This is a genomic window from Arthrobacter sp. TJ-263 (assembly GCF_058269155.1).
Map to the genome: position 1 here is coordinate 2,033,193 of NZ_JBZCNE010000001.1, position 25,382 is coordinate 2,058,574.

General features: G+C 66.3%; 24 protein-coding genes. 7 read left to right on the plus strand and 17 right to left on the minus strand.

Annotated elements, in window-relative coordinates; genetic code table 11:
• Nucleotides 1–38: 38 nt before the first annotated feature.
• The 3 genes from AC4D2F_RS09775 to AC4D2F_RS09785 form a co-directional block, all read right to left on the minus strand.
• Nucleotides 39–230 carry a hypothetical protein gene (locus tag AC4D2F_RS09775; protein WP_104167720.1) on the minus strand — a complete coding sequence of 64 codons (192 nt, stop codon included), beginning with the start codon at nucleotides 228–230 and terminating at the stop codon, nucleotides 39–41.
• The gene (locus tag AC4D2F_RS09780) at nucleotides 227–1,237 is read right to left on the minus strand and encodes a lantibiotic dehydratase C-terminal domain-containing protein (RefSeq protein ID WP_490910361.1); all 1,011 of its coding nucleotides are present in this window, start codon (nucleotides 1,235–1,237) and stop codon (nucleotides 227–229) included. The genes AC4D2F_RS09775 and AC4D2F_RS09780 overlap by 4 nt, the downstream gene beginning before the upstream one ends.
• Nucleotides 1,238–1,320: 83 nt before the next feature.
• Nucleotides 1,321–1,461, minus strand: coding sequence for a hypothetical protein (locus AC4D2F_RS09785; protein WP_490910362.1), 141 nt, complete (start codon nucleotides 1,459–1,461; stop codon nucleotides 1,321–1,323).
• Nucleotides 1,462–1,831: 370 nt separating this feature from the next.
• On the opposite strand from AC4D2F_RS09785, the gene AC4D2F_RS09790 reads away from it, so the two are divergent.
• Together AC4D2F_RS09790 and AC4D2F_RS09795 are read left to right on the plus strand one after the other, a co-directional pair.
• The gene (locus tag AC4D2F_RS09790; RefSeq protein WP_490910363.1) at nucleotides 1,832–2,800 is read left to right on the plus strand and encodes a helix-turn-helix transcriptional regulator; all 969 of its coding nucleotides are present in this window, start codon (nucleotides 1,832–1,834) and stop codon (nucleotides 2,798–2,800) included.
• Between the two features lie 58 nt (nucleotides 2,801–2,858).
• The gene (locus AC4D2F_RS09795) at nucleotides 2,859–4,151 is read left to right on the plus strand and encodes an aminotransferase-like domain-containing protein (RefSeq protein ID WP_490910364.1); all 1,293 of its coding nucleotides are present in this window, start codon (nucleotides 2,859–2,861) and stop codon (nucleotides 4,149–4,151) included.
• Nucleotides 4,152–4,170: 19 nt separating this feature from the next.
• On the opposite strand, the gene AC4D2F_RS09800 is transcribed toward AC4D2F_RS09795, so the two are convergent.
• The 7 genes from AC4D2F_RS09800 to AC4D2F_RS09830 all read right to left on the minus strand — a co-directional run bounded on the left by AC4D2F_RS09800 (nucleotide 4,171) and on the right by AC4D2F_RS09830 (nucleotide 11,118).
• Nucleotides 4,171–4,395 (minus strand): hypothetical protein, encoded by a 225-nt coding sequence (locus AC4D2F_RS09800; RefSeq protein ID WP_490910365.1) that lies wholly within the window; start codon nucleotides 4,393–4,395, stop codon nucleotides 4,171–4,173.
• 9 nt (nucleotides 4,396–4,404) lie between these two features.
• The gene (locus tag AC4D2F_RS09805; protein WP_490910366.1) at nucleotides 4,405–6,036 is read right to left on the minus strand and encodes a dihydrolipoamide acetyltransferase family protein; all 1,632 of its coding nucleotides are present in this window, start codon (nucleotides 6,034–6,036) and stop codon (nucleotides 4,405–4,407) included.
• A gap of 9 nt (nucleotides 6,037–6,045) precedes the next feature.
• Nucleotides 6,046–7,020, minus strand: a complete 975-nt coding sequence (locus tag AC4D2F_RS09810; RefSeq protein ID WP_104167715.1) for an alpha-ketoacid dehydrogenase subunit beta — start codon at nucleotides 7,018–7,020, stop codon at nucleotides 6,046–6,048.
• On the minus strand, nucleotides 7,020–8,237 hold the full coding sequence (gene pdhA / locus AC4D2F_RS09815; RefSeq protein WP_490910367.1) for a pyruvate dehydrogenase (acetyl-transferring) E1 component subunit alpha: 1,218 nt from the start codon (nucleotides 8,235–8,237) through the stop codon (nucleotides 7,020–7,022). The genes AC4D2F_RS09810 and pdhA overlap by 1 nt, the downstream gene beginning before the upstream one ends.
• A 101-nt stretch (nucleotides 8,238–8,338) precedes the next feature.
• Complete coding sequence (locus AC4D2F_RS09820) at nucleotides 8,339–9,529, minus strand: histidinol-phosphate transaminase (protein WP_490910368.1); 1,191 nt, start codon at nucleotides 9,527–9,529, stop codon at nucleotides 8,339–8,341.
• 9 nt (nucleotides 9,530–9,538) lie between these two features.
• Complete coding sequence (locus AC4D2F_RS09825; RefSeq protein ID WP_490910369.1) at nucleotides 9,539–10,813, minus strand: hypothetical protein; 1,275 nt, start codon at nucleotides 10,811–10,813, stop codon at nucleotides 9,539–9,541.
• Nucleotides 10,810–11,118, minus strand: coding sequence for a hypothetical protein (locus AC4D2F_RS09830; protein ID WP_490910370.1), 309 nt, complete (start codon nucleotides 11,116–11,118; stop codon nucleotides 10,810–10,812). Before AC4D2F_RS09830 ends, AC4D2F_RS09825 begins: the two co-directional genes overlap by 4 nt.
• A gap of 158 nt (nucleotides 11,119–11,276) precedes the next feature.
• Here AC4D2F_RS09830 and purB point away from each other — a divergent pair, with 158 nt between their 5' ends.
• The 3 genes from purB (at nucleotide 11,277) to AC4D2F_RS09845 (ending at nucleotide 15,180) form a co-directional block, all read left to right on the plus strand.
• Nucleotides 11,277–12,707 (plus strand): adenylosuccinate lyase, encoded by a 1,431-nt coding sequence (gene purB / locus AC4D2F_RS09835; RefSeq protein WP_490910371.1) that lies wholly within the window; start codon nucleotides 11,277–11,279, stop codon nucleotides 12,705–12,707.
• Nucleotides 12,708–12,768: 61 nt separating this feature from the next.
• On the plus strand, nucleotides 12,769–13,656 hold the full coding sequence (locus AC4D2F_RS09840; protein ID WP_490910372.1) for an endonuclease/exonuclease/phosphatase family protein: 888 nt from the start codon (nucleotides 12,769–12,771) through the stop codon (nucleotides 13,654–13,656).
• A gap of 81 nt (nucleotides 13,657–13,737) precedes the next feature.
• Entirely contained in the window at nucleotides 13,738–15,180 is a 1,443-nt protein-coding gene (locus AC4D2F_RS09845; RefSeq protein ID WP_490910373.1) for a lipase maturation factor family protein, read from the plus strand.
• A 486-nt stretch (nucleotides 15,181–15,666) separates the two neighbouring features.
• On the opposite strand, the gene AC4D2F_RS09850 is transcribed toward AC4D2F_RS09845, so the two are convergent.
• Entirely contained in the window at nucleotides 15,667–16,593 is a 927-nt protein-coding gene (locus tag AC4D2F_RS09850) for an FRG domain-containing protein (protein WP_490910374.1), read from the minus strand.
• A gap of 245 nt (nucleotides 16,594–16,838) precedes the next feature.
• Between AC4D2F_RS09850 and AC4D2F_RS09855 the strand changes: the two genes are divergently transcribed.
• Nucleotides 16,839–17,456 carry a recombinase family protein gene (locus AC4D2F_RS09855; RefSeq protein ID WP_490910375.1) on the plus strand — a complete coding sequence of 206 codons (618 nt, stop codon included), beginning with the start codon at nucleotides 16,839–16,841 and terminating at the stop codon, nucleotides 17,454–17,456.
• Between the two features lie 264 nt (nucleotides 17,457–17,720).
• Here AC4D2F_RS09855 and AC4D2F_RS09860 read toward each other — a convergent pair whose 3' ends face one another.
• From AC4D2F_RS09860 to AC4D2F_RS09880, 5 genes are all read right to left on the minus strand, one after another.
• Nucleotides 17,721–18,524 (minus strand): ABC transporter ATP-binding protein, encoded by an 804-nt coding sequence (locus AC4D2F_RS09860; RefSeq protein WP_490910376.1) that lies wholly within the window; start codon nucleotides 18,522–18,524, stop codon nucleotides 17,721–17,723.
• A gap of 29 nt (nucleotides 18,525–18,553) precedes the next feature.
• Nucleotides 18,554–19,366: an ABC transporter permease gene (locus AC4D2F_RS09865; protein ID WP_490910377.1), complete on the minus strand. Its 813-nt coding sequence runs from the start codon at nucleotides 19,364–19,366 to the stop codon at nucleotides 18,554–18,556.
• Nucleotides 19,367–19,470: 104 nt separating this feature from the next.
• Nucleotides 19,471–20,436: an ABC transporter substrate-binding protein gene (locus AC4D2F_RS09870; protein ID WP_490910378.1), complete on the minus strand. Its 966-nt coding sequence runs from the start codon at nucleotides 20,434–20,436 to the stop codon at nucleotides 19,471–19,473.
• Between the two features lie 25 nt (nucleotides 20,437–20,461).
• Nucleotides 20,462–22,180, minus strand: coding sequence for an allophanate hydrolase (gene atzF / locus AC4D2F_RS09875; protein WP_490910379.1), 1,719 nt, complete (start codon nucleotides 22,178–22,180; stop codon nucleotides 20,462–20,464).
• Nucleotides 22,177–22,845 (minus strand): GntR family transcriptional regulator, encoded by a 669-nt coding sequence (locus AC4D2F_RS09880; RefSeq protein ID WP_490910380.1) that lies wholly within the window; start codon nucleotides 22,843–22,845, stop codon nucleotides 22,177–22,179. Before AC4D2F_RS09880 ends, atzF begins: the two co-directional genes overlap by 4 nt.
• A 586-nt stretch (nucleotides 22,846–23,431) precedes the next feature.
• Here AC4D2F_RS09880 and AC4D2F_RS09885 point away from each other — a divergent pair.
• Nucleotides 23,432–24,079: a class I SAM-dependent methyltransferase gene (locus AC4D2F_RS09885; protein WP_490910381.1), complete on the plus strand. Its 648-nt coding sequence runs from the start codon at nucleotides 23,432–23,434 to the stop codon at nucleotides 24,077–24,079.
• A 3-nt stretch (nucleotides 24,080–24,082) separates the two neighbouring features.
• Here AC4D2F_RS09885 and AC4D2F_RS09890 read toward each other — a convergent pair whose 3' ends face one another.
• Nucleotides 24,083–24,688 (minus strand): GNAT family N-acetyltransferase, encoded by a 606-nt coding sequence (locus tag AC4D2F_RS09890; protein ID WP_490910382.1) that lies wholly within the window; start codon nucleotides 24,686–24,688, stop codon nucleotides 24,083–24,085.
• Nucleotides 24,689–25,382: the final 694 nt, after the last annotated feature.

The window sequence follows — 25,382 nt, forward strand, 5'->3', positions numbered from 1 at the left end:
CGCCGGCGTCCTGTCGTTCGGCTGCGTTCGAGGTCCCCTCAGTGCCAGAGGTTGTCTGCCCAGGCGGCATCCCTCAAATAGTCCCGCGCCGGGCCGATCTCCCAGAGCTGGCCCTGCGGTGCGAGGACGCCGTCGTTCTGCATCGACTCGACTTCCTCCGACGAACAGCCGAGGGCCTCGGAGAGGTCGGCGTCGTCCATGGCCAGCACGATGGTGGTCCTCGCGTTCATGGTGCAGTCCTTCGGTCGATGGGTGGGCCGGTCTGTGGGGCGGTGCGTGAGGCTCGGGCCGGGGCGGCCAGCGGCTTCCAGCTCCGCGCGTACAACCCCAGTGCCGCCTCCTCCCGGGCGGCGAAACCGAGGCGGTTCAGCGCCATGTGCGCCTGGTACACGGTCAGGTGCTGGGCGCTGCGGCTGACGCGGACCTTGTCCGCCCGGTACAGATAGGTGTCGAGTGCGCGGAACCAGCGCCGCCGCCAGTTCTGCACGGCGGATTCCGCGGCCGTGGCCGCCATGAGCGCATGGAACCCGGGGGCTTTCGCGGCCACCTGCGCGGCCATCGCCTCACGGACCCCCGGGGCGCGCGGGCCGAGGTCGGCGGTGCACGTGCGGAGGTGGCTGTCCCAGTAGAAGTCCCAGGAGAGTCTGCGGCGGTCCGGCCATCCCGCGGAATGGGGGCCGCGCATCATGCTCTGCGCGGAGTCGAAGAGGATCAAAGCCCCGAGCGCCGAGCGGCTCTGCATGCGGGGGAAGCGCTGATAGCCCCAGAGGGCGAGCTCGGAGCCGAGTTCGAAGACCTCTTCCGCGAGGTGCAGGCCCTCGACCCCGCCGTATCTGACGAGGTTGGCCTCGAGCTGTGGATCGGCCATCTCCCGGCCGCCCGAGTAGTAGGTGTTGCTGGCGGGAGCGGTGAAATGCTGGCGGACCACCAGCAGGGGCATGCTCCGTGCACTACGGGCCTGGAGTGCCCGCTCGAAGGTGCGCAGGGGTTCCAGGACGCGGGGGTGGGCGTGGATGCTGAGCTTGACCTGGCCCACGAGGCCCGTCGACGGATCCTCGCACCGGGTGAAGTACCAGCGCTTGGCCCCCAGTGCCCGGGCCTGCGCCACCAGCGGGGTGACCAGTTCTTCGATGATGCCGTCCGCTACATCGAAGCCACCCGTCGAGAGGGAGAGATGCCACCACTGAGTGCTGACGGCTGTCCGTGAGGCGGTACGAACGGCGGTCAGCTGGCTCATGGCTCTCTCCTTCAGGGTCTGTGATCACCCCCGCTGGGGCGGGCTCCGGGGGCGCCCTCCGGACTCCGGTCCGGGGGCACCTGTTACTTCGGCCAGTCCCAGCTCGCCGCTGTGGGCTGACCCTTCGGCCAGTCCCAGCTACCCGCGCTGATGGACTGGCCTGCCGGCAGAACAGCTCCCACCACGATCAACAGGCCTGCAGTTGCGCCGAATACCTTCTTCATGGCGATCCTTCCTTGCCCGTGTCCGGGTGGTCGAGCTGTCCCCACACTGCCGATCGGCAGTGCCCGATCCGTTGCGGGAAGGCCCCCCTCGGGACTTCCACTGGATCGGCTTCATCAGAATGTCCGCCGCCGACAGGTAGTGTCCAGCAGTAGAGGTGGCCGTTTGCGGACATGGCGCGATCAGGACGCGGCGGCGCTCCGTGACGATCCGAGACAGCGGTGTCCCGGGCTCAGAATCGCGGAATCACGCGGATCCCGGCGTTGACGGGACGGCTGGATTGCCACCGTCCCCGCTGTGTCATTAACTGGACATGTCATCTTTTTTGCACGCGATTCGCCGCTGGTACCAGTGGCCGGACAAGGAGCTCTCATGCTGGGTGCGACGTCGATCGAGGTGTACCGGTACGCCGTCGGACACCCGGGCTGGACGCGTTCCGAGGCCTCCGAGGCCCTGGGCCTGACGCTGCGCCGCATCGACGATGCCGTCTTCGAGTTGTCCGAGCGCCGACTCCTCAGCCCGCAGGCCGGCAGCCCGGACGGGCTCGTGGCGGTCTCCCCCGACGTCGCCCTCGCGGACCTCGTCGACGCGGACGAACGCGCCATGCAGGAACTCAAGGCGCGCATCAGCGCCCAGCGGCGCGAACTGTCCAGCCTCCTGCCCACCTTCCTGGACGCGCGCAAACACGTCCTCGCCAGCACGTCGGTGGAGACCCTGGAGGACCCGCACCTCATCCACCGGGTCCTCATCGACTACGGGCGCGACGTCACCGAGAAGGTGTACATCGCGCAGCCCGGTCAGGGCTCGACGGCGGACGTCCACGAGGAGAGCGTCCGCAAGGATCTGGAGCTCCTGGGGAACGGGGTGCGACGGCGGACCCTGTACGACACGAGTACGCGCGACCACGTGCCGACCCGCAAGGCCGTGGAGGCGATCGCTGCGGGTGGCGGGGAGTTCGGCGTCCTCCCGTTCATCCCCCTCCGCATGCTCATCTTCGACGAGAAACTGGCCCTGGTGGGCCGCCAGCTCTCGCGCGACGACAAGGCCGCCCTGGTCATCAGGGACCACAGCCTCATCAACATCTTCACGCACCTGTTCGAGATCGCGTGGGAGATCAGCGAGTCCTTCCTCTCCCCGCAGCAGGTCGGGTCACCCCTGAGCGCGATGCAGCGTTCCATCATCCAGGGCCTCGCGAACGGGCTGTCCGACGAGTCGATCGCGCGGCGCCTGGATATCAATGTGAGGACCTGCCGCCGGCACATCGCCTGGATGCTGGACACGCTGCGGGCGGACAGCCGCTTCCAGGCAGCCCTGAAGGCGCGCGAGGCGGGATGGATCTGAGCAGCACCGCTGGGCAACACCTGTTGCCTGATAGTGAACCCGCGCCTAGACTCTGGGCGTGACGTCCTCCAGCGAGACCCCGACCGACTTCCTGCCCGCCGAGACCGAGGCAGCCCTCGAACGCGCCGTCGATTCCGCCGCGCGCCACGACCGGCTCTTCTCCCTGCGCGCGGCCAACATCAAGCAGTCGGCGGTGCGCGATGTCTTCGACATCTCCATCCGTCCGGGCCTCGTGTCCCTCGCGGGCGGGAGCCCGTACCTGAAATCCCTTCCCCTCGAGGACCTCGGCCGGACCGCCCAGAAGATCATCGCCGAGCGCGGGCTCGAGGCCCTGCAGTACGGCGGCGGTCAGGGCATGGACGAACTCCGGCGGCTCGTCTGCGACGTGATGGCGGCTGAGGGCATCGAGGGCGCGAGCCCCGATGACATCGTGATCACCACCGGCTCGCAATCGGCGCAGGACGTCGCGGCGAAGGTTTTCTGCGATCCCGGGGACGTGATCCTCTGCGAGGACCCCACCTACGTGGGCGCCCTCAACACGTTCGAGGCGTACGAGGTCGACGTCGTCACCATCCCGATGGACGACGCCGGGCTGATCCCCGAGGAGCTCGAACGGGTCATCGCCGAACTCCGGGCGCAAGGCCGCGCGATCAAGCTGCTGTACACGATCCCCAGCTTCAACAACCCGAGCGGCATCACGATGGCCGCCGACCGCCGCCAGCGGGTCGTCGACATCTGCCGTGCCCACAACATCCTCGTCCTGGAGGACAACCCCTACGGCATGCTGCGCTTCGACGGCGAGCCCCTGAAGCCCATGCGCGCGGACAACCCCGACGACGTCATCTACCTCGGCTCCTTCTCGAAGATCTTCGCGCCCGGCGTGCGGCTCGGCTGGGCCCTCGTACCCAGGCACCTCTACCGCCGGTTCTATCTCGCCTGCGAGGCCGTGGTGCTGTGCCCGTCCCCGCTCACGCAGATGCTCGTGAGCGCGTACCTCACCGAGTACGACTGGCGCGGGCACCTGGACTCGATGCGCAGCCTCTACCGCGAGCGATGCGACGCCATGCTCGGCGCCCTCGCCGAGGAATTCCCCGAGGGCGTCCACTGGACCACGCCGGACGGCGGCTTCTTCGTCTGGGTCACCCTGCCGGAGGGCATCGACACCTATCCGCTGCTCTACACGGCGATCGACGCCGGCGTCGTGTTCATCCCCGGCGCTGCCTTCACGCCGTCGGACGAGCCCTCGAACAAGCTCCGGCTGGCCTTCAGCGCCGTCTCACCCGAGGACATCGTCGAGGGCGTCCGGCGCCTCGCGCCGATCCTGCGCGGCGCGATCGAGCAGAACCGGTAGCCCACCGGCCGGGCCACGCCTACTGCGGCGGCCGCTTCTGCTGGCGGAGCGTCACCGCGATGGAGATGAGTGCGGCGACGATCACGAGGATGGACAGCCGCGCCACCGCGCCGAGGTCGGGGAAGACCCACTGGAGGATGGTCGACGCGAGGAAGCCGATGAGCACCACCAGCAGGAGCCTGCTCAGGGGGTAGCGCGGTCGCGGGCTGCGGCTCGTTCCCCCGCCGGGTAGCTGCTGGTCCATGGCCCCACCCTAGTCGAGCAGCAGGGCGGGCTCCTCGAGGATCGAGGCGACGTCGGCCATGAAGCGTGCGCTGAGGTCGCCGTCGACCACCCGGTGGTCGAACGATCCGCCGAGCGTGGTGATCCAGCGCGGGATCACCTCTCCGTCGAGCACCCAGGGCTTCTGCTTGATCGTGCCGAAGGCCACGATCGCCACCTCCCACGGATTGATGATGGGTGTCCCGGTATCGATGCCCAGCGCCCCGATGTTGGTGATGGTGAGCGTGCCGCCCTGCATCTGGGCCGGTTGGGTCCTTCCGGCGCGGGCCGTGGTCGCGAGGTCGTTGAGGGCGAGGGCCAGTTCCTTCAGCGAGAGGTCCTGGGCGTCCTTGATGTTGGGCACCATGAGCCCCCGCGGTGTCGCGGCGGCGATGCCGAGGTTCATGAAGTGCTTGACGAGGATCTCGTCCTCGGCCCAGGTGGCGTTGACCGACGGGTTCCGCGCCGCCGCCCAGATGACGGCCTTCGCCAGAATGAGCAGCGGCGAGACCCGGATACCCTCGAAGTCCCGGGACGCCTTGAGCCGCTTGACGAACTCCATGGTCCGGGAGGCGTCGACGTCCACGAAGATGCTCACGTGGGGTGCCGTGAACGCGCTCTGCACCATGGCCTTCGCCGTCGCCTTGCGGACCCCCTTGACCGGGATGCGTTCGATGCGGCCGCCCCCGAGGAGCTTGCGGTCCGACCAGAAGGAGTCCGCGCCGTCCTGCTCGGCGTCACGCTGGGACTGGTAGCTCATGAGGTCCTGCTTGGTGACCTCGCCCGCGGAGCCGGTGGCCGGGACGTCCGCGAGATCGATACCGAGGTCCCGCGCGGCCTTGCGGACCGGCGGCTTCGCGAGCACGCGGCTGATGAGCTGGTTCAGCGGGTTGGTCCGGACGGGTGTCTCGGCGGGACGGCCCGTGCGCGTCCCCGTCGGAGCGGGTGCCGCCTGTGCGGGAGACGTAGGGACGGGCGACGTAGGGACGGGCGACTCCGGCGCGACGGCCGGTGCGATCGGTGCCGCCTGCGCCGCGGCAGGTGCGGCGGGTGTCCCCTGCGTGGACGGCGTCCTGCGTGGCCGGCGCTTCACGGCGTCGGCCTTCGGTCCGGTGCCCACCAGCGGACCGGGCGTGGGCTCGGGGTCCGCGGCCCCGGGACCGGTGGCATCGACCCCGTCCTGTCGTGCCCCGGCGAGCTCCCCGGGCATCTCGGGCACAGGGACCGGGGCGTCGCCGGTCGGGGCATCGCCCGTCTGAGCAGCCGATCCGCCCGCGGCCGCACCGGGGGCCGCACCATCACCGACATGATCGCCGGCATGATCTGCGCGATCGGTACCGCCCGCAGCCGTGTCCGGGACACTGCCGTCCCCATCCGGGGCGACGCCATCCTCGACCGCGAAGATCGGCGTCCCGACCTCGATGGTCTCGCCCTCCGCGACGAGCAGCTCGGACACGATTCCCGCGTAGGGGGAGGAGAGTTCGACGAGCGACTTGGCGGTCTCGATCTCGCAGATGATGTCGTTGACCGCCACCGGAGCCCCGGGGGCCACCTTCCACTGCACGATCTCCGCCTCGGTGAGGCCTTCACCGACGTCGGGCAGGTTGAACGTCTTGAGCGTCATGATGGTCCTTCAGTATGCGAAGGCACGGTCGAGTGCCTCGAGGATGCGGTCGATGTCCGGCAGGTAATGCTCCTCAACGCGGGCCACGGGGTAGGGCATGTGGAACCCGCCGACGCGGATGACGGGGGCCTCGAGCGACAGGAAGGCGCGTTCGGAGATCCGTGCGGCGATCTCCCCGCCGATACCGCCGAACGTCGGCGCCTCGTGGGCGACGATCAGGCGGCCCGTGCGGGTGACCGATTCGGTGACGGTGTCGAAGTCGATCGGCGAGATGGAGCGCAGGTCGATCACCTCGACGCTGCGGCCATCCTCCGCCGCCGCCGAGGCCGCGGCGAGGGCGACGGGCACGAGCGGGCCGTAGGCGACGATGGTGGCGTCCGTCCCCGCGCGCAGGACGTGGGCGGAGAACGGGTCACCGGCGGGCGCCGAGGTGTCCACCTCGCCCTTGAGCCAGTAGCGGCGCTTCGGTTCGAACACGATCACCGGATCCTCGCAGCTGACGGCCTGCTGGATCATCCAGTAGGCGTCCTGCGGGTTGGACGGCGTGATGATCCGGAGCCCGGCGGTGTGCGCGAAGAGCGCCTCGGGGGACTCCGAGTGGTGCTCGACACTGCCGATGCCGCCACCGTAGGGGATGCGGATCACCACGGGTGCGCTCAGCATACCGTCGCTGCGCGTGCGCAGCTTGGCGAGCTGGGTGGTGATCTGGTTGAACCCGGGGAAGACGAAGCCGTCGAACTGGATCTCGCAGATGGGCCGGTACCCGCGCAGGGCGAGCCCGATCGCGGTGCCGATGATGCCGGATTCGGCGAGCGGGGAGTCGACGACGCGCAGGGCCCCGAAGTCCCTCTTCAGGCCGTCGGTCACACGGTAGACACCCCCGAGCTCACCGATGTCCTCGCCCATCAGCAGGGTCTTCGGGTCCTGGGTCAGGGAGGCGCGGAGGCCCTCGTTGATCGCCTTCGCGATGGTCATCGTCGCCATCAGGCGTGCTTCCCCTCGTCGACGAACCCGGCCTCGTACTGCTGGAAGAAGCGGAGTTCCTCCTGCACCAGCGGGTGCGGCTCGGCATACACGGTCGCGAAACGGCTCTCCATGTCCGGCACCGTCATGGACAGCACGGCATCGCGGAGCGCGGTGGCCATGGCCCGGGCCTCCGCGGCGAGCTCGTCGAAGAACCCGTCATCGGCCAGGCCCTGCGACCGCAGGTGGGCCTCCAGGCGGACCAGCGGGTCGCGCGGCTGCCACTCCTGCTCGTCCCCGGATAACCGGTACTTCGTGGGATCGTCGGCGGTTGTGTGCGCACTCATCCGGTAGGTGTAGGCCTCGATCAGGACCGGTCCCTTCCCGGACCGGGCATGGTCGAGCGCCCAGCGCGTGACGGCTTCCACGGCGACGACGTCGTTGCCGTCCACGCGGACGCCCGGGAACCCGTATCCCTCGGCACGCCGCGCGAGGGGCACCCTGGTCTGGACGGCCGCAGGGACGGAGATGGCCCACTGGTTGTTCTGGCAGAAGAACACCACGGGAGCGTTGAACGACGCCGCGAACACCATGGACTCGTGGATGTCCCCCTCGGAGCTCGCGCCGTCACCGAAGTAGGCGACCGAGGCCGCTTCCGGCAGCGAGGGGTCCGCGAGCTGGTCCCGCTGGATGCCCATCGCGTAGCCGACGGCGTGCAGGGACTGAGCCGCGAGGACGAGCGTGTAGAGGTGGAAGTTCCGCTCGCGGGGATCCCACCCGCCGTTCGTCACCCCCCGGAAGAGGCGGAGGATCTCCGCCGGCTCGACGCCGCGGGTCAGGGCCACGCCGTGCTCCCGGTAGGTCGGGAACGCGTAGTCCTGGGGCTGCAGGGCGCGTCCGGAGCCGATCTGCGCGGCTTCCTGGCCCGTCAGGGGCACCCAGAGCGCCAGTTGGCCCTGGCGTTGCAGGGCCGTGGACTCCTGGTCGAAGCGCCGGACCAGGAACATGTCCCGGTAGAGCGAGCGCAGATGGGCGGCGTCCGCTGCGGCGAGGTAGGGCGAGAAGTCGACGGGCTCGCCGTCGATCTCCGCGGTCAGGCCGCCGGCCATCGTTCCGTCGGGGGCGAGCACCTGCAGCATGTCCACGGCGGCCTCCTGCCGCCCGCCGATCGCGGAGTGGGCGGCGCGCAGGACCTCCTCGACCTCGAACTCCGCTGCAGGCACACGACTGCCGCTCATGATCACTCCTCACGTGACGCACTACATTCCGCTTGAGGAATGTATGCAGTAAGTCATACACGGGACAACATATGTTCCCGGGACGTACTGATCAAGACTAGTCAGCGCCGACCCGAGGGCCTATTTAAGACCGCTTCTCCCCCTGCGGGGCGGTGCGTGTACTCTCCGCACAGCTCGAGGAAACGGGTGTTGGCGGCCTCCTCCCCGATCGACACGCGGACGCCCTCCGACCCGAAGGCCCGGACGGACAGGGCCCGCTCCGCTGCCTTCGCCGCGAAGTCCTGGGTGTGCTCGCCGAGCGCCAGCCAGACGAAGTTCCCCTCGGCCTCCGGGATACGCCAACCCAGCTCGCGCAGCCCTTCGACGACGCGGACGCGCTCGTCGACGATCGACTCGACCCGGGCTTCGACCTCCTCGATGTGCCGGAGCGACGTCACGGCAGCGTGCTCGGCGATCTGCGACACGGCGAACGGGACGGCGCTGACACGCAGGTGCTCGGTGAGCGCCTGCTGGGACACCGAGTAGCCCACCCGGAGGCCGGCGAGGCCGTGGGCCTTGGAGAAGGTCCGCAGCACGATCACGTTCGCATGCTCCCGGTACAGCTCGATGCCGTCGACGGCGTCCGGGCGCCGCACGAACTCCTGGTACGCCTCGTCGATGACGACCACCACGTGCGAGGGCACCTTCGCCAGGAAGCCGACCACCTGGTCCCGCGTGAGGATGGGCCCGGTGGGGTTGTTGGGGGTGCAGAGCAGGACGACGCGCGTGCGGTCGGTGATCGCCGCGGCCATCGCGTCGAGGTCATGCGTGCCGTCCTCCCGGACCGGGACCTGCACACCCGCAGCACCCGCGAGGCCCACGCTGATGGGGTAGGCCTCGAACGAGCGCCAGGCGTAGATCACCTCGTCGGGTGCGTCGAAGTCGTTCTGGCCGGCGAAGGTGGCGAGGATCTGGTTCAGGGCGCCGAGGCTGCCCGCGCCCGTGACGATGTCCGTCGCAGGAACGCCGAGGTAGCCCGCCAGTTCGGTCCGCAGCGCCGTCGTCATGGGATCCGGGTAACGGTTGATCGACGTCTCGGCGGCGATCGCGGCCAGGACCGCGGGCAGGGGCGGCAGCGGGTTCTCGTTCGAGGACAGCTTGAAGCTCTCCAGTCCCTCGACCACCACGGGCGGTTTCCCGGCCGCATAGCGGGGAAGCCTGCCGAGGACCCCACGCGGGCGGATCCCGGCGGCCTCGGAAGCTGCGGCCGCGGGGCCTGGAGATGGTGCCGGACGGTCCTCGATCGATGTCATGGCCATAGCCTAGACCGGCCGTCCGCCTCGCGGCGCCTGCTCCCGGACGGCGGAGTGCGGCCGGTCGGCTCGACGCGTGGCCGCGAAGGAGTAGCGGCGCGCCACGCCGCCGGCGCCGGCGGTGGCCAGGAGCGCGGCCGCGGGGGCGAGCGACGGCGCGTCCCCGGCATCGACGAGACGCGCACCCCGCGCATAGTTCTCGAGTTTGTGGGCCGGACCGAAGCCCCGCGGTTCGGCCGAGCCATCGGGCCCTCGACCCGGCTCCGGCACCGGGGTGGCGAGGGTGACGGTGGTCGTGTGGCGGTCGTCGGCGTTCGGCGAGGAGTCGAGATCGGGGACCACGTCCTCCTCGTGCTCCAGGTGCAGGTACTCCCTGGCGCCGGTCGCGGACCATCCGGTGGGTGACCCGACGGTCAGGACCAGCCGGACGTCGTAGCGGCCGCCCACGCCTGCCGACTCCGCGAGATTGACGGCGTGCAGGCCGCCCTGGCTGTACCCCGCGACGAGGAGTGCGTCCCCCTCCTGCGCGCCGGCCCGATCGAGGGCCCGCAGGACGGCCTCCTCCGTGAAGCGGCTGTCCTCCGCGAGGGCCTCCGCGATGCCCGACGCGTCGAAGGGATTGCTCCCCGCCTGCCCCTCGGGGCTCCCCGCTTGGGTGCCGGGCAGGACGACGACGTAGACGGGCTCGTCGTCGGACCCCGCCCGCAGCACCTCGAAGGTGCCGGGAGCATCACCTTCGACCGCGGCCAACCGCTCCAGCACGCCGCCGACCGTCCCGTCGAACCGCACGGCCGCCCCCGTTTCGGCTGCGGTCAGCTCGACGGGGCCGACGGTCAGGACGCCGTGGTCGATCGCCGCACGCGCGAGGCTCCGGGCCGCATCCTCGGACGCCCGGCGTGCGGCCTCGGTCGCGGCGAGCGCGACGTCGTCGGCCAGGCGGTAGGCGAGTAGACCGGCACGGAGCCGCGCCTCCGCCGAGGCGAGCGCCCGGGCGTTCGCCAGGGCGGCGGTCCACGCTTCGTCGAGCTGTGCCAGGGCCGCCTGGTACTGCGGTCCGGCCACGCCGCCGGGGAGGTGGAGGTGCATGACGCGCCACGGGAGCTCGCTGACGTCGCGATGCAGGAACCCCAAGCCGACGGCGACGTCCCCCGCGTCCGCGGCGAGGAGGGCCAGCACGCGGGCGGCCTCCTCCAGCTCCTCCCACTGGAACCGGATCCCGCCGACGCCTCCGCGCACGGCCATCCGACCGTCGTCGCCCACGACGGGTTGCAGCCCGTCCGTCACGGCCCCACCCCGTGTTGCCGTTCCTCGGCGTCCCGCACCAGGCGGGCGAAGGCGCCCAGGTCCTGTGCGGCGCACTCGAGCAGGTCCATGGTGCGGTTCAATTCCTCGCAGCGGTCCGCCAGATAGGCGCGGAAATTGCTGCCGGCGGGAGATTCCCAGGAGAGCAGGCCGACCGACAGCGCATGCGTGCGGATGTCCCCCAGCTGCCCTGCATGCCACCGGAGCCGGGCAGCCATTCCAGCCACCTCGGAGCTCACGACCGCCCACGGTTCGCCCGACCCTCCGCCGTCCACGCCGGCGTCCATGGCCACTCCTCTCCTCCGCCCGTCCGTCAACGCTAGGAGTGGAGCGGGAGAGTCCGGACGGCGGGGCCGGTATGTGGACAGGGACGACGACGGGTCAAGGGCGCGGGACGCCCCGCGGCGGGTGAGACCCGCCGTCGGCACCGTGAAAGGATGGGGGAATGGCTGACTCCGCGCTCCCCCGGGTTGAATTCGCTGCTCTGTCCAAAGGGGAGGGGACATCCCTGACGCTCGGTCCGCTCGACGGCCGGTATCGCGAGGCCGTCGCCCCGCTCGTCGACTTCCTCTCGGAGGCGGCACTCAACCGGGACCGCGTCCACGTCGAGGTCGAATGGCTGATCCACCTCACACGGCACTCCGTGCTGCCCGGGACCGGTCCCCTCGACGCCGACCATGAGGCACGGCTGCGCGCGATCGTCACGTCCTTCGACGCGGGGGCCGTGGCGGAGCTCGGCGAGATCGAGGCCGTCACGGTGCACGACGTCAAGGCGGTGGAGTACTTCATCGGTCGGAGGCTGGACGGGATCGGGATCGGCCACCTGAAGCCGCTGGTCCACTTCGGCTGCACGTCGGAGGACATCAACAACCTCTCCTACGCCCTCGGCGTGAAGGGTGCCGTCCTGGACGTCTGGTTGCCGGCCGCCCGGGCGCTCGTCGCGTCGATCGCGGACCTGGCGCGCACGTCACGGGACACCCCGATGCTCTCGCGCACACACGGCCAGCCCGCGACCCCCACCACGCTCGGCAAGGAGATGGCCGTCGTCGTGCACCGCCTGACGCGACAGCTCGACCGCATCGCGGCCACGGAGTTCCTCGGGAAGATCAACGGGGCCACCGGCACGTACGCCGCCCACTACGCGTCCGTCCCGCAGGCGGACTGGCAGGACGTCGCGCGGTCCTTCGTGGAGGGCCTCGGCCTGACCTGGAACCCCCTCACCACGCAGATCGAGTCGCACGACTGGCAGGCGGAGCTGTATTCCGACGTCGCCCGCTTCAACCGGATCCTCCACAACTTCTGCACGGACGTGTGGAGCTACATCTCGATCGGGTACTTCGCCCAGATCCCGGTGGCGGGCGCCACGGGATCCTCGACGATGCCGCACAAGGTCAACCCGATCCGTTTCGAGAACGCGGAAGCCAACCTGGAGATCTCCTCCGGCCTGCTCGACGTCCTGGCGTCGACGCTAGTGACCTCCCGGTGGCAGCGCGACCTGACCGACTCGTCGAGCCAGCGCAACATCGGGGTCGCCCTCGGGCATTCGCTGCTGGCCGTCTCGAACGTCGTGAAGGGCCTCGCCCGGCTGGACGTGGCCGAGGACGTCCTCGCGGCGGACCTCGACGGCAACTGGGAGGTCCTCGGAGAAGCGGTGCAGATGGTCATGCGCGCCGAGGCGATCGCCGGCGTGCCGGGCCTCGACGACCCGTACGAGCGGCTCAAGGATCTGACCCGCGGGCACCGCGTGGATGCCGGACGCATGCGCGAGTTCGTCGGCGGCCTCGGCCTCAGCGCGGAGGCCGAGCAGCGGCTCCTCGCCCTGACGCCCGCACGGTACACGGGGATCGCGGCGGACCTGGTGGACCACCTCGGCTGACCGGGCGCCGGCGTAGCGCCGGGCAGCAGCCGCCATGCACGTGCCGCACCGGAAGGGCTCCATGCCACGAACACCCGCAGCATCGCCGTCACCCGCCCTGATCAGGACCGGCCGCCATTCCCTCCACGTGATGAGCTTCAACATCCGGTACGACCGCCCGGCGACGCAGCCCGACGACGTGGACTACTGGCCGGACAGGATCGCACCCCTGCAGGACCTGCTGCGCCGGGAGGTGCCGACGGTCCTCGGGGTGCAGGAGGCCCTCCACCACCAGCTGACGGTGATCGAGGCGGCCCTGCCGCCGCGGTACCGCATGATCGGTGCAGGCAGGGACGGTGGCAGCCGCGGCGAGTACTCGGCGATCTTCTACGACGCCCGGCGCCTGCGGCTCATCGAATGGGACCAGTTCTGGCTGTCGGACACCCCCAAGCTCATCGGCTCGTCCACCTGGGGCAACGGCGTGACGCGCATCGTGACATGGGGCCGCTTCCACGACGGCGGGACCGACCGGGAGATCCTCCTCGTGAACACGCACTTCGACCACGAGTCCGACGACGCGCGGGTCCGCAGCGCCGCCGCGGTGCTCGACCTCGTGCGCTTCTTCCGCCCCGCCCTGCCCGCCATCGTGATGGGCGACTTCAATGCCGACGCCGGACCGTCCTCCGCGTACCGCCGATTCCTCGACTCGGGAGTCCTCGTCGATGCGTGGGCCCGCGCCGACGAGCGCCTGACGCCCGCGTACGGCACCTACCCCCGCTACAGCCGTCCCGTGGACGGCGGTGCGCGGATCGACTGGATCCTCACCACACCCGATGTGCTGGTCCGCCAGGCGGCCGTGAACACCGCCACTCTGGACGGCAGGTACGCGAGCGACCATGCCGCGGTGCAGGCACTCGTCGACCTCCCGCCCCGACGCCGCGAGTCGGGTCCCCCGGAGCCGATCAGCTAGCAGGACGGCAGGATCCGAGGCCGCAGACCTCGGGGTCGAAACGCCCTTGACGCCCCCTCGCCGGGGGCCGGACGCTGAGGGATGGAGTGGGTCGCCGGCGTCCTCGCCGCCGAGGACTACGAGGTGGGGCGGCAGATCGCGCAGCGCGGAGTCGCCGCCGTGTACCTCATCGCGTTCCTGTCCGCCGTCGCCCAGTTCCCGGCCCTCCTCGGCGAGAAGGGCCTGCTGCCGGTCCCCGTGTTCCTCGAACGGGCCGGCACCCGGGCCGGTCCGTCGCTCTTCCGCCGGGGCTACACGGACCGCCGCCTGCGGGCCGTGGCCTGGACCGGCGCGGCCGTCTCCGCCCTGCTCGTCCTCGGCATCCCGCAGGCCGGACCGCCGTGGGTCCCCCTGATGGCCTTCCTCCTGATCTGGTGGCTGTACACGTCGATCGTGAACGTGGGTCAGGCGTTCTACGGTTTCGGCTGGGAGAGCCTCCTGCTGGAGGCGGGGTTCATCGTCGCGTTCCTGGGGTCCACGGAGATCGCACCGCCGTTCCTGGTCCTGCTGATGATCCGCTGGCTCGTGTTCCGGCTCGAATTCGGGGCCGGGATGATCAAGATGCGCGGTGACCGCTCCTGGCGTGACCTGACGGCCCTGAACTACCACCACGAGACCCAGCCCATGCCGAACCCGGCCAGCCGGTTCTTCCACCTGTTGCCGAAACCGCTGCACCGCCTCGAGGTGGCCGGGAACCACGTCACGCAGCTGGCCGTCCCGTTCCTCCTCTTCACGCCGCAGCCGGTGGCGGGCTTCGCGGCGCTGGTCATCATCGTCACGCAGGGCTGGCTCGTGCTCTCCGGCAACTTCGCCTGGCTCAACACCCTGACGATCATCCTGACCTTCGCCGCGGTGCCCGATTCCTTCTACGAGGCGGTGGTCCCGGCCCTCGACGTGTCCGGCGCCTACCGGCCGACGCCGCTGTACGTGACCGTCGTCGTCGTCCCCGCGATGCTCCTGCTCGCCTACCTGAGTTGGCCGGCGCTGCTGAACCTGTTCGCCCGGCGGCAGCTCATGAACGCGAGCTTCAACCGGTGGCACCTCGGCAACGCCTACGGGGCGTTCGGGAGCGTGACGAAGGTGCGGTACGAGGTGATCGTGGAGGGGACGCTCGACGACGTGGGTCCCGGTGCACGCTGGCGTGAGTACGAGTTCAAGGGCAAGCCCGGCGACCCGTCGCGGATGCCGCGCCAGTTCGCGCCGTACCACCTGCGGCTGGACTGGATGATGTGGTTCCTCGCCCTGGGCTCGGAGCGGGGCTGGTTCACCCCGTTCCTGGTGAAGCTCCTCGAGGCGGACCCGCTGATCCTGAAGCTGCTACGGAAGGACCCGTTCGACGGCGCGCGGCCCCGCTACATCCGGGCCCGCATCTTCATCTACCGCTTCTCCACCCGGGAGGAGAAACGGGCCACCGGGCTGTGGTGGATCCGCGAGCCGCAGGGCGTTCTGGTGCACCCGGCCTCACTGCGGGCCGAGGCCTCCTGAGTGCGGGACTGATGCGGCCGTGGTGAGGTCAGCCCATGGTCGCTGCTGCAACATGTCCCGCTTCTGGACCCGGCAGCGACGAGTGCGTCGAGTTGCAGCCGCGCGTCCTCGGTCGGTGCGCTCACGCGGGTGTATCCGAGATGCCTCAGTCGACCAATGTGCCTCAGAAAGTCCTAATGAGACGGCGACTGAGACCGTTTGTGGTAAGACGAATTTCCGAGACAGGACGTGCCCCGGATTTCCGCGGAACTTCTCGAGCTCAGGGGACGCCGGCCGAGTGCCTCAGAAAACTGTAGTTTTAAGAGACACACCAAGCACTCGCTAAGTCAGAACCAGCGTTTCACTTGAGGCAGCCGTGCGCCCGTTCTCATCACCCCGGCTATACGCCCCTCCCCCGTCCGACGGGGCTGACCGACCTTTGAGGCACAGCAGGAAATGAGAACGACCCGCATCAGCACCAAGGCCTCAGGGACTGTGGCGACCTGGCTAGGAGTTTGAAGGACTGAAACCCGCAGCCAATCCTGCCCAATCTGGATAAATTGTTTCCCGAGTGAAACCAAAGTGATTCTTGAGCATGGTGCGTAACATTGGCTTAACAGCTGAGGGAATCCGTATGCCCATTAGGTTTGGGTACTGAATCTGAATTCTTCCCCTCTGCTCGGTGAGCTGCTCGTTGCCCATAGTTCTATTGAGCTTATCCGCTGTCCATTGAGCGGGCCGCGAAACGGGGAATAGCTCGCATTCAGGTGCTTCCTCTTCTGAAAGTGGGGAAGTCGAAAACATGAACTCGCCGCGTTGCGCAGCAATACGAGGGTCAATGGGAGGCGTTGCGATGACCATCGCAGCTAAGGGTTTGTTTAGCATTTTCTCATACGAACCTTCGACCCAAGGCTTGCTGACTGGTGTTAGCGTGTCCCCCCTCACGGCGATGAGTACGCCATCTACCTGATCCGTGCTTTTCTCGGCCACTTCGTCACACAACATGAAAAGCGCGACGAACGGGTCTGTTGTAATGTCGATGAGTCTGGTGGCTGCACCATTATGGCGATAGCGAGCCAAAATCTCCCAATCTCCTGAGTGCTGAGCGTTGGTCACCCCGATGCGCCGAGCCGTGTCAATCATATTTAGTTCGTGTTCTTTAAGGTTGTCACCTAATATCCCTGCCCGTGTCGCGCCGGAATCTAGGCGCCATTCAATATTGGCCTGCCCGCGCCAGCGCACTCCCTTTGGCGGACCCAGGACACTTACACCACCGATAGCGTTGATGACCGACCGGCAGATGTCCTGCTGAACCTTTTTTTGGTGCATATTGGCAGTAGACGGATCGAAAATAAGATCGTCTGCCCATCGCTTCGATGATGTGGCAGGTGGCGGGGAGATTTTCGAACCATTACTTACGAGAGGTTTGCTCATGCACTTGATCCTGCCATGAGACCTTCTGCACGAATAAGTGACTCACCGCTGCTCTCAACACATGTGTCCGCGGATGTGTGTTGCAACCGGTGGGTTGCAAGACGCTAGGACGAGACACTAACCCTCCTCCACCAGTACTGCTTCTCATGTGTCTTGCTACCCTGTCTTATAAGCAGGGGTGATATTTCGTGACAGTGAGGTTGGTTGCGAGACATTCTTCGGGGTGATTCGCGTGGAGGAGTGGCATGGGCAAGTTGATCGGGTATGCGAGGGTGTCGACGCGTGCTCAGGACACGGATCGGCAGATCGCGGACTTGCTTGCCGCCGGTATTCGCCGTGATGATCTGTACGTCGACCATGGAGTCAGCGGTGCTCATGCTCGGCGTCCGCAGTTCGGCAAAGCACTCGAGGCCTTGCATGAGGGTGACACTTTGATTGTCACGACCCTCGACCGGCTCGGTCGCTCGACGTCGAACATGCTCGCCCTGGCTGATGAGCTCCGACTTCGCCAAGTGAATCTCCGGGTGCTGAACCTCGGTGGAGGAAATGTCGACACCGGCACTCCGATGGGATCTATGGTCTTCACGGTCATGGCGTCCCTCGCCCAAATGGAACTTGAGATCAAACGTGAACGCGTTAACGACTCCACCAAACGACGCGAAGCCGGCATGGACCTCGGCGGCCGACGCCCCGTCTTCTCCGATAGCCAGATCGCCAACGCCCGCCAGCTCATCGAACAGGGCCAACCCGCGTCCCATGTTGCCCGGGACCTCGGCATGTCTCGGGCGACCCTCTATCGGCGCATCGCGAACCTTGACGCAAAGCAGTGGATCACCGCCCATTCCGGTTCCACAAATCTCTAGGAAACCAGCGCAACCCGGGTTCATGCGCAAGAAGTAGTTACGCCCTCCGGTCTTCTCCGGGCTCTTCTGGGAGAACGTCGTAGGGGAGGTCTCCGGGAAGCAGCCACCAGTATTGCGTGCCTGATTCGGTTCCTGCTGCTTCTAGGAGGACGTGATTCCGGAACCAGCTTTTCATCCGACTCACCATGCTGCTGCCTTCGTTAGAGGGGCGTTGGTCTGCGGCGGGGTAGTTCATTCTTCGCCGGTGACTGTCGTAGTGGACAGCTAAGCGGCGTCTTCATGGACGCCCTCGTGAACAAGTTCGGAAATCTCCCGCTTGAGCACGTTGAACTCGGAAGAGGTTACGTCCCGGTTCTGGCCGAGGTTGATGTCGATGATCGACTTGATGTGTCCGGGAACGCCATGTGATGCCCCTCCGGCCATGACAACCACTCGGTCAGCCAGGAACACAGCTTCCTCGATGCTGTGGGTGATGAAAAGGACGGTGGTTCCGACCTGGCGGTGGATTCGGGAGAGTTCTGCCTGCAGTTGAGACCGGGTGAGTGCGTCCAGGGCTCCGAAGGGTTCATCCATGAGGAGGACCGATGGCTGGTTCGCCAGGACCCGTGCGATGGCGACCCTTTGCTGCATGCCGCCTGACAGTTCGTGGGGGAACTTGTCGGCAAAGCGTGTGAGCCCAACGACGTCAGTGAATTTGTCGGTTCTTGCCTTGACTGTGGAGGAGGGGTAGCGGTGTTGTTTGGGTCCGTAGGCGATGTTTTCCCTGACCGTCAGCCAGGGGAAGAGACCGTAGTCCTGGAAGACCACCCCCCTGTCTGGGCCGGGACCTTGCACAGGCTGGCTCTCGACGAGCACTTCTCCGGTGGAAGGTTTCTCAAATCCTGCGAGGATCCGAAGCAGAGTACTTTTTCCGCATCCGCTGGCGCCGACGATAGCGACGAATTCACCGGAGGTGATGTCTAGGTTGACGTCTTTCATGGCCGCGATGCTTCTGCCGTAGTTCTTGCTCAGCCCGGTGATCGAGATGGATCCCGCTCGTGCCGCATGGGGGAAGGGTTCGATTCGCATGTTCGTTCCTTGGGTCGGTGCGCTCATGGTCAGGCGTGTGTGGCGAAGATGGGTCGTCTGCCGGAGAAGATTTTGACGAGTCCTACGAGGATCCTGTCGGTGAGGAATCCCATGAAGCCGATGAAGATCATCCCGGCGACGATGAGGTCGGTCTTTGATACTTCCTGGGCTTCATTGATCATTGCGCCCAGGCCGATGCGAATACCGGTGGTTTCGCCGACTACGAGGATGACCCAGGACAGTCCAAGCGCGATCCGCAGGCCGCTGATGATGCCTGGGGCGGCGGCCGGGATCACGATTCTGTACAGTTCGTGGCCAGGGCGAGTGCCGAGCATGGCGGCCGCTTCGAGGAGCCGGTTTGGGACCTGATGGACGGCTGCGATGGTGTTGAGCAGGGTGGGAAAGAACGCGGCAAGGAAGACCAGGAAGATTGTCGACCTATCTCCGATTCCGATGATGATCAGGGCCAAGGGGACCCATGCTGTCACCGGGATGGGGCGAACAAGGTTGATGGTGGGATCGAGCAGCGAAGAGAGCAGTTTCGACCTGCCCATGAGAACACCTACGGGGATCGCGACTGCGGCTGCGATGGCGAACCCTGTCAGCACTCGCACCGTGCTTGCCCACGTGTGCCTTGCCAGTTGCCCGGAGAAGGGGTCGTTGATGATGCCGCCAAAGGCGATATCTATGAGCCGGCGGCCTACTTCCAGTGGCGCCGGCACCTGGGACATCCTGATGTCGAAGGGCAGGGTCCACCCCTGGCGAACGCCCAGGTCCCAGAACAGGATGATCAGAAGGGGCACCGGGAGGCCGAGGAGGAACTTGCGAGTGATCCCCGACATCCTCTCCCTCCTGGCGGTTAAAGGTCCGTGGGCGGTGTTGGTGCTGCGGAGGGCGCCCTTGCTCTTGCTTTGCTTTGGGATACTTTGCGAGGTGACGGCCATGGTTACTGCTCGCTGGCTTCGATGAAGGTGGTGTCGAAGATCTTGTCTGCGTCCGGTTCCACCTCGAGGGTTCCGAGGTCGAGCATCTGACCGCCGAGTTCGGTGACCTGACTTGTGTAGTCCTCGCCGATTTCGGTGCGTAACCAGATGTTGTTCAGGGCCTGGGCCAGCACCTCGTCGTCGAAGCTGAAGTTGGCCTGGACACCGGACGCCCACGCTTCCTTGTCTTCGAGGAGGTGAGTAGTTGCCTGAACGTGGGTGTCGACGATGCGCTGTACGAGTTCGGGATCGGATTCGATCAGAGCGCTGGTGGTGGCCAGACCGATATTGACCTTTCCGATCGGAGTCTCATAGGGGGAGACGATGCTGTGGGCGCCGTTGAGGATGGCGATGGATGGTCCTACCTCGGCGCTGGAGAATGCGTCGATGTCTCCTCGCTCGAGTGCATCGGGCATGTCGGCGAATCCGATGTTCACCAGTTCGATGTCGGTGTCGGCGTCCATCCCTGCCTGCGCGAGTGTCTGGCGCAGCAGGATCTCCTGGGAAGACCCGGGCACGTAGCCAATCTTTTTTCCTGCCAGTCCTTCGACACCTTGGATATCTTCGCTGCCGACGATCCCGGTTCCCCCGTCTGCCGCTGACGCGATGATCTTGATGTCCTCGTCCTGGGAGATACCTGCCAGGACCGAAGGCACACCGAGGACACCGAATTCGACGTCGCCGTTCACGACGGCGTTCTTGATCGCGGTCGAGTCGGCCATGGGTACCACCTCGATGGTCGTTCCTTCCGGGACGAAGTCCTGGTACACGTACGGGGCGAAGAGGTGCGGTTGACGGAGAGTGGCGATCTGGATGATCTCGCCCTCCTCTGCCTGCGCAGATGTTTCGCCGGTGCAGCCGGTGAGTGCGAGGGCGAGGCCGACTGACGAAACGGCTAGAGCCTGCTTGAGAAAACGTACCTGTGGCATGACGGTGTTCCTTTCGAGTGCGGTTCTAGTTGTGGATCAGGCGGGAGCCGGCGAAGGCTCTCCACCCGCCGAAATCGGTGATGTCGGTAGCTGCAGCGGCCACCGTGCTGTCGCAGAGGAACGCGGGTATCTCGACGCCGTCGTCGGTGAGGACTTTGCCCAGGGACTGCGGTCGTTGCACGGCGTCCAATAGCTTTCCCAGACCCGCCGCGCTCAGGCGCCACAGTTCACCGTCGAGTGCTCGCCCGTCCTCCGAAGGGGTAAGTGCCATTTTGGTCACCGCGGTTTCCGTGGTGAGCGCTAGCAGGCGATATGCGGGGGCGGTCCTGATATCTCTCGTGTAGGTGGCGCCAAACCCGAGTAGTTGCCCGTTGAGCGGCTCACCGCGCATGTGGGCTCCGAAGACTGCGATGTCGTAGCTGGGATACACGGGCAGGGAGGGGGCAGCCTGCCCTGTGAACCGGCTGGTGAGATCAACAAGCACCTCATCCTCGAAAGCACGTCCGATGAAGGACAACCCGAAGGTTTCCTCATCCGGTGAGGGGAAGGCGATGGCGGCCATATCCAGAACATTCAGGAACGTCGTGAAGACACCCAACTGGCTATTGACGCCCATCGGATCGGAGCTGACTGCGGTGATGCTGGGATGGAAAGGAGCTGTAGGCAGGAGCAGAGCGTCCGTACCGGCGAGCAACTCCGCTGCGCGCGCCCGGTACTCCAGAACCTTTGCCTGGTCCGAGACCAACGCTGAAGCACTGTGCTTGCCTGCGTTCACGATGATGTCCGCGACTGTCGGATCAAGGTCGAGGCCGCCGCCCTCAACGAAGGCACCCACCGCTGCGTGTCTTTCTGCCACGAGTGCCCCCGTATAGAGCAGCGCGCCGGCATCAAGGAAATCCGTGATGTCCACGGTCCGCGTCGTCCAGCCCAAAGCTTCGATCCGGGCGACCGCGGTGCTGTATGCGTCCCTCCAGCGTGACTGGAGCTGAGGCATCTGGTCGAGGGATGCGACAGCGATGACCGGGGCAGGACGTGCCGCAAGAGGATAAGTGGCAGGCAAGGCTCGGGCGTTCCCGGAACCTGAGGCTCCCATCACCGCGGTGATGTCGCCGGCAAGGCTGAGGGTCTGGGCGAACACGTTGAGACAGTCATAGGACGCACAGGCGGGCACCACACCGGTCAGGGACGCGTAGCCGACCGTGGCCTTGACACTGTAGAGCCTGTTGAACGCGGCCGGGATCCGTCCGGAGCCGGCGGTGTCGGTTCCCAGCGCCGCGTCCACCAGTCCCAGGGCAACCGCTACAGCCGACCCGGAACTGGACCCCCCAGACACCAGCGCGGGGTCATGAGCGTTGCGGACGGCGCCATGCGGGCTTCGGGTACCCACTAGGCCGGTCGCGAACTGGTCGAGATTCGTCTTGCCGACCACGATGGCTCCGGCATCCAGCAGAAGCTGAACGGCGGGGGCACTGGAGCGAGGTTCATAGGAGTAGCTGGGGCACCCCGCCGTGGTGGGCATTCCGGCGATGTCGATATTGTCCTTGACGGCGACAAGCACCCCGAACAACGGTGGTGTGGGCCGGCCTTCGAAGGCTTTCTTCACCGATTGGGCTTCAGCGATGACCGCTGACTCCGGGCGTAAATAGATCCATACTTCTGGTCGGTTCGCGGCGTTGATGTTGCGGTAGGCCTGTCGGACGCGTTCAACCGGATCGATCGTGAGCGGGGGAAGCTGGAAAGTCATCGATTGTCCTCTCGTGACATGGTGATGAGGGTGAGATTGGCGAGAGCCTGGGAGGCGCGCTCCATCACTACGTCCTGGGAAGCACCGATGTGGTCCCGCAGGGCCACGTAGGCCGGGACCAGCTTGCGTTGCAAAAGGAGCTCCAGGATGTGGAGGTGTTCCTGGATGGTGGAGGTGATCCTGTCGGCCGTCAGGTAGTCGTACATCCGCAGCGCCCGGATCTTGTCATTGACCGTCACCAGCGCCGCCGTCAATGCCGGATTGCCTGCGGCTCCGAGAAGCACCACATGGAATTGCTCGTCCTGTGCGACGAATCGCGGAGTAGGTTTCGGGTTCGCTTCCGCCAGGCCGGACCAGCGCTGGAGCTCGTCCTCGAGGATGGTCGCATCGTGCCCATTGGAGCGCTCATCGATGGCCCGCTGGATGCCGCGAAGCTCCAACGTCACCCTCAGCTCATACAGGCCCGCCAGCTCTTCAAAGCTCGGCAGCGCCATATAGATACCGCCATTGCGCCGCTCCAGGATTCCTTCCGAGACCAACCGGGTCAAAGCCTCACGCACCGGTGTACGTGAAACCCCGAACCTCTGGGCCAGTGGTTCCTCTGAGAGGCGGTCCCAACCCGTCACACGACCAGAGCGCAACTCTGCCTGCAGAGCGTTGTACACCTCGACACCGGAACGACGGGAAGACGGGGCACCTTTAGTGTGGACCGCCCCTCCCGTATCCACCGGTGTATACATTCCTGTGTGCATGAGAGAGACCCTACGAGGCCCATGTTTCAGGCCATCGCAGGATTCGCGTCAGTAATTTCGGGGATGTAAAACGAACAAAGCCGGCATGTTTCGTGCCGCCGAGCCCCCATCAACAACCCCCTATTTGCCTCGCCCGCTTCGCCCCAACCAGGCCCGCGCATACTGATTCTTGATGAGGGTCGCCGACCATCTGGCGGACAGATCCGGGTGTCCCCGTCAGGTTTCTTGCTGCGGAACCGGGTTCCAACGCTCCTGAGATAGGCGCTTCACACGGTGATGTCATGACACGTAGCCCGCAGCTTCAATCCTTGGCCGATAGTGCGCGGTGACGTTATATCAAGGTGACCGATAATCGAATATTCATCAGTTTGTTCAAGGCACGTCGAACTGGTTCCGATCTGGGGCCGGTGGCGAGGGATGGAACAGGCAAAGGGGAGGGACGCGTATGGCTGCTTGGTACCCGAATGAGGTTCGTCTGGCCGGCCGGGAGAACCTGGATGTGGAACATGTCGCCCGGTACGACGCCAAGATGGACTCCCGGGCGGAGGACGAGGTCGCGCTGCTCCGGCAGTACGGGCTGACCGTCGGGTCGCGGATCGTCGAGTTCGGGGCGGGGACCGGACAGTTCACGGCAGCGGCTTCACGAGCGGGCGCGCATGTCACCGCGGTGGATGTCTCGGAACCGATGCTCGAGCACCTACGCCGGAAAATCGAACACGGGCATCTGGAGAACGTCGAGCTGGTCCACGCTGGGTTCCTCAGCTTCGTCCCTAATGGGCAACCGGCCGATGTCGTGTACTCGCGGTACGCGCTGCATCACCTTCCCGATTTCTGGAAAGCAATCGCCCTCGTGCGCATGGGGCAACTCCTGCGGCCGGGCGGCATCCTTCGCCTCTGGGACGTCGTCTACGACTTCGACCCGATCGATGCGGACCAGCGCATCGAAGCCTGGTGCGCCCACGGCGGAACCGACGTCGACGGTCAGTGGAGCCGGTCCGAGTTCGAGGAGCACGTCCGCGACGAGCACTCCACGTTCCGCTGGATCCTGGAGCCCATGATCCTGAAAGCAGGATTCACGATTCTGAACTACACCTACTCGCCGGAAACCTTCGATGCGCAGTACGTCCTGCAGCGGACGGCTCCCTAAGCCTCAGTCAGTATGCGCGTCTGATTGAGCGATCTGGTGGTGCAGGGCGAACTTCACGGTGGGCCATTCGTCGTCGATGATCGAATACACGACGGTGTCGCGGATCGTGCCGTTTTCGAAGACGGTGTGCTTGCGCAGCACCCCGTCCTGCTTGGCGCCGAGGCGTTCGATGGCAGCCCGTGATTGCCGATTGTGCCAGTGTGCCCGGAACTCGACCGCGATGCAGCCGAGCTCCTCGAACGCACGCGTAAGCAGGAGCAGTTTCGTTCCCGTGTTGATCCCCGTCCGCTGCGCATCTTTCCCCAACCAGGTCGATCCGACCTCCAGCCGCCGATTGGCCGGGTCGAGATTGCAGTACGTCGTCATACCGACGGCCCGGCCCGATCGGGCGTCGATGATGGCCCACGGCGCCATCCGTCCCTCGTGCTGCAGGGCAAGCCGACGGTCGATCTCATCGCTCATCGTTTCCGGAGAGGGTACGTGTGTGTACCAGGTGCGCCACAAATCTTGAACCGATACCGCTTCAGCAAGATCATTCCGGTGGTCACAGTGGAGCGGCTCCAAGACCACGTCACTACCCTTCAATACCGGAGTTGTCGCAAAGTCCATCCGGCAACACTACGTCCCACCCATTGTCCAAGCCGACCCGAGAAACTTATCGGGATCGCACCAACTCGCTCTTGTGCCACTCGCCCCTGGTCGGTGACGACCCAAACGCAGCCCGCTGTGCGGGGCGCTGCAGGCCGCAGGTCGCAGACACTTCCCGTCCCGATGCCCTCAAGTCCCATCAAAGGCCCACTCTCCCCTTGTTGGGAACAGTCGATCTGAGACACGTTGCTAAGACACGACACCGACGCGAAACACTCCGCCGATGCTGAGGTTCGGTGACCCGCTGTCGACCCTGCCCGTCGTCCTGTCAAAGGATCCCTCGACAAGACCTCCTTCGTTGCCCATAAACCTCGAGGGGTGGTGCGGAATCGGCTTGGGGGCGAGGAGGACTACGAGGGTGCACTGAGACCCTTTGTCCGCGGCGTCATCGACTATGTTGCTTCGGCCAGTTAGGGCCGGGGTTGTCAGCACTGCCGGCTGTGACCTGTTGCCGGAACGAGATGAAGAAGTCCTCATCCGATCTTCATGAATGCCTCACGTGCGCACGTCACAGTAGATAGTGATCGTTCCTGATCATGACTCGCACCGGATCACCGCTAGGAAAAACGTTATGGCTCTCGCGTCTCGTATCATCGCCGCAGCAGGTCTGCTCGCGGTTCCCGCACTCCTCGCGGTTGGTAGCCAGGCCCTGAGT

Bases quoted from the DNA above. Each gene is read 5' to 3' on its own strand.
- AC4D2F_RS09775 (WP_104167720.1), bottom strand. From the start codon at position 230: ATGAACGCGAGGACCACCATCGTGCTGGCCATGGACGACGCCGACCTC.
- AC4D2F_RS09780 (WP_490910361.1), bottom strand. From the start codon at position 1,237: ATGAGCCAGCTGACCGCCGTTCGTACCGCCTCACGGACAGCCGTCAGC.
- AC4D2F_RS09785 (WP_490910362.1), bottom strand. From the start codon at position 1,461: ATGAAGAAGGTATTCGGCGCAACTGCAGGCCTGTTGATCGTGGTGGGA.
- AC4D2F_RS09790 (WP_490910363.1), top strand. From the start codon at position 1,832: ATGCTGGGTGCGACGTCGATCGAGGTGTACCGGTACGCCGTCGGACAC.
- AC4D2F_RS09800 (WP_490910365.1), bottom strand. From the start codon at position 4,395: ATGGACCAGCAGCTACCCGGCGGGGGAACGAGCCGCAGCCCGCGACCG.
- AC4D2F_RS09805 (WP_490910366.1), bottom strand. From the start codon at position 6,036: ATGACGCTCAAGACGTTCAACCTGCCCGACGTCGGTGAAGGCCTCACC.
- AC4D2F_RS09810 (WP_104167715.1), bottom strand. From the start codon at position 7,020: ATGGCGACGATGACCATCGCGAAGGCGATCAACGAGGGCCTCCGCGCC.
- pdhA (WP_490910367.1), bottom strand. From the start codon at position 8,237: ATGAGCGGCAGTCGTGTGCCTGCAGCGGAGTTCGAGGTCGAGGAGGTC.
- AC4D2F_RS09820 (WP_490910368.1), bottom strand. From the start codon at position 9,529: ATGACATCGATCGAGGACCGTCCGGCACCATCTCCAGGCCCCGCGGCC.
- AC4D2F_RS09830 (WP_490910370.1), bottom strand. From the start codon at position 11,118: ATGGACGCCGGCGTGGACGGCGGAGGGTCGGGCGAACCGTGGGCGGTC.
- purB (WP_490910371.1), top strand. From the start codon at position 11,277: ATGGCTGACTCCGCGCTCCCCCGGGTTGAATTCGCTGCTCTGTCCAAA.
- AC4D2F_RS09840 (WP_490910372.1), top strand. From the start codon at position 12,769: ATGCCACGAACACCCGCAGCATCGCCGTCACCCGCCCTGATCAGGACC.
- AC4D2F_RS09845 (WP_490910373.1), top strand. From the start codon at position 13,738: ATGGAGTGGGTCGCCGGCGTCCTCGCCGCCGAGGACTACGAGGTGGGG.
- AC4D2F_RS09850 (WP_490910374.1), bottom strand. From the start codon at position 16,593: ATGAGCAAACCTCTCGTAAGTAATGGTTCGAAAATCTCCCCGCCACCT.
- AC4D2F_RS09855 (WP_490910375.1), top strand. From the start codon at position 16,839: ATGGGCAAGTTGATCGGGTATGCGAGGGTGTCGACGCGTGCTCAGGAC.
- AC4D2F_RS09860 (WP_490910376.1), bottom strand. From the start codon at position 18,524: ATGCGAATCGAACCCTTCCCCCATGCGGCACGAGCGGGATCCATCTCG.
- AC4D2F_RS09865 (WP_490910377.1), bottom strand. From the start codon at position 19,366: ATGTCGGGGATCACTCGCAAGTTCCTCCTCGGCCTCCCGGTGCCCCTT.
- AC4D2F_RS09870 (WP_490910378.1), bottom strand. From the start codon at position 20,436: ATGCCACAGGTACGTTTTCTCAAGCAGGCTCTAGCCGTTTCGTCAGTC.
- atzF (WP_490910379.1), bottom strand. From the start codon at position 22,180: ATGACTTTCCAGCTTCCCCCGCTCACGATCGATCCGGTTGAACGCGTC.
- AC4D2F_RS09890 (WP_490910382.1), bottom strand. From the start codon at position 24,688: ATGGACTTTGCGACAACTCCGGTATTGAAGGGTAGTGACGTGGTCTTG.